Genomic DNA, 2,661 nt, shown 5'->3' with positions numbered 1-2,661 from the left:
CCGCGGCGGATCCCGGACGAGCGGTTCGACCAGCTGTTCGCCGGGTTGCGTTGCGACCGGGATCGGGCGCTGGTCGCGTTTTGGGTCTCCACTGGTGCCCGGGCCGCTGAGCTGCTCGGCGCGCGGGGCGGGGATGTCGATCCGGGACAGCAGCTGATCACGGTGGTTCGGAAGGGGTCGCGGGCGGTGCAGCAGCTGCCGGCCAGCGCGGACGCCTTCGTCTGGCTGCGGCTCTACCAGATCTCGCTGGCCAAGGCTGTCCCGGCCGGGGCGGATGACCCGTTGTGGTGGACGAACCGGAACCCGGTGCGGCCGTTGACCTACCACGCGGCGCGGGCGATGTTCACCCGCGCGAACCGTGAGCTGGGTGCGAACTGGTCGCTGCACGACCTCCGCCATACCGCGGCCCACCGGATGGCGCGGGATCCGCAGATGCCGCTGTGTGACGTCCAGTGGGTGCTGGGCCATGTCCACCTTTCGACCACCCAGCTGTATCTGACCCCGGCACCGGCCGAGGTCATCGCCGAGGTGCTGGCCCACCACCAGCGGCGCCTCACCGCGGCGCAGGCGCCGCCACAGCCAGCCGGCCCAGACGCCGGCGGCGGGTATCGAGCCGAGTCGTTGGCGGCGCTGTTTGGCAAGCGGTCTTGATGAGCGTGGGGTTGGCGCCACTGGACACCGGGGTCCCGGCGTCGAGGGCGAGCCCGTCGCCCCGGCCAGGTCAGAACCCGGCGGTCGTGTCCGGGCCGGACATGCAGCGGCTGCACCGGCGCTATCCGCCGCGGCAGGTGCCCATGTCGTGGCGCGGCACCTGCCAGGGCGCCGACCTGCTGCTGACGTCGATGCTGGAGCCGCCGTTCACGGAGGCCGCGGCGCGGGTGCGGCGGCGCCGCGGGTTGGTCTCGGTGCTCGCGTGGCTCGCCGGCCATCCCGGCCAGACGTGGCAGGACCGTTGGCAGGCCACCGGCGGCGACGACCTCGGCAACGCCGCATGGTGGCGGCCGTGCCTGAAGGAGCTGCAGTCGGGCAGCCTGCGGTCCGGGTCGTCGGTGGCGGTGACCAGCAACCTGCGGGTCAGCCTGAACCTGCTGGTCTGCGCCGACGTGATCCGGCCCGGCCTGCGCTGGCTGTTGACCCCGTCCGCGCCGCAGCACCTGGTCACCGACATGGCTCGGGTCCGCGACCGGGACGGCTTCGCCGAGCTGGCCGCCCGCTGCGAGGCGTCCGGGGCGGGCTCGACGATGACCAGGTCGGTGTTGCGCCGGGCCGCGACCATCGCGGCCGCCAAGGGCGGCCTGGTCACCGACATCACCGTCGGGGACTGCCTGGAGCTGGAGGAGCTGCAGGCGCGGGGGATGCGCCGCACGAACCGGGGCGCAGGCCTCTACGCAGCCCTGCACTCGATGGGTGTGTTGGGCGCCGACGCCCCCAGCACGCTGCGGGCGTTCGCGACCCAGGGCCAGCTGAGCACCGAACAGATGCTGCAGCCGTTCGGGATCGAGTCCGAGGCGGTGCGGGCGATGTTGAACGAGTACCTCCTGGAACGGGCGCCCGCCCTGGACCACACCACGCTGCGCAGCCTGGCGGCCACCTTGGGCCGGCTGTTCTGGCGTGACCTGGAGATCCACCACCCTGGGATCTGCTCCCTCAACCTGGCCCCCGACGTCGCCGCGGCCTGGAAGCTACGGGTCCTGACCAAGACCACGTCGGTGACCGACCCGGACGGGCACGTCGTCGAAGCCCGTCAGCTGCGGTCCAACGGCCGCGCCGAGCTCGGCCAGGTCCGCGCCTTCTACCTCGACATCGCCCAATGGGCCATGGAAGAACCCGCCCGGTGGGGTCCGTGGGCCGCGCCGTCACCGGTCCGCAAGGAGGACCTGGCCCGGACCAAGGAGATCCGCCGGCGGAAGTCCCGGATGGACCAACGCACCCGAGAACGCCTGCCCGCCCTGCCCGCACTCCTCGCCCGGGTCCACGCCCGGGCCCAGGCTGGTGCCGAGCGCCTCGCCGCCGCACAGGCCGTCGATCCCGGCGAGCCGTTCACCTGCCGCGGCGAGGTGCTGCACCGCGCCCCGGAACGGGCCGGGCCGACCGCCAAGACGTGGACCGAGGACCCGGACACCGGCGCCCGCCGCGACCTGTCCGGGGAGGAAGTCCGGGCGTTCTGGACGTGGGCGGCGATCGAAACGCTGCGGCACACCGGTGTCCGGATCGAGGAGCTCTGCGAGCTCAGCCACCACAGCCTGGTCCAATACAACCCACCCGAGGGCGTCGAGGTGATCCCGCTGCTGCAGATCGCCCCGTCCAAGACCGACACCGAACGGCTCCTGGTCGTCAGCCCCGAACTCGCCGACGTGCTGGCCGCCGTCATCCATCGAATCCGCGAACCCGGCGGACCCGTGGCCGCCGTGGCGTCCTACGACCCCCACGAACGGGTCTGGAACCCGCCCATGCCGCTGCTGTTCCAACGCCGCTTCGGCGGCGGGAACCGGTCTATCCCCGCCGGGACGATCCGCGACTGGATTTGCCAGGCCATCCCCGACACCACCGCCGCAGACGGCTCGTTGACCGACCCTGCCGGTCAGCTACTGCGGTTCACCCCGCACGACTTCCGGAGGATCTTCATCACCGACGCCGTCCTGCACGGGATGCCACCTCACA

Annotated in this window: 2 protein-coding genes; both read left to right on the top strand. The window is 72.5% G+C overall.

Annotated elements, in window-relative coordinates; all coding sequences use genetic code 11:
* Positions 1–651, top strand: a 651-nt coding sequence (locus tag VF468_30975) for a site-specific integrase (GenBank protein ID HEX5882709.1), incomplete at its 5' end; no start/stop codon positions are given.
* A gap of 11 nt (positions 652–662) precedes the next feature.
* Positions 663–2,661: site-specific integrase (locus VF468_30970; protein HEX5882708.1), on the top strand; the 1,999-nt coding region annotated here is incomplete at its 3' end.

Source organism: Actinomycetota bacterium, from assembly GCA_036280995.1.
Classification (GTDB): Bacteria; Actinomycetota; CALGFH01; order CALGFH01; family CALGFH01; genus CALGFH01.
This window is presented reverse-complemented; position numbering and strand designations above follow the sequence as displayed.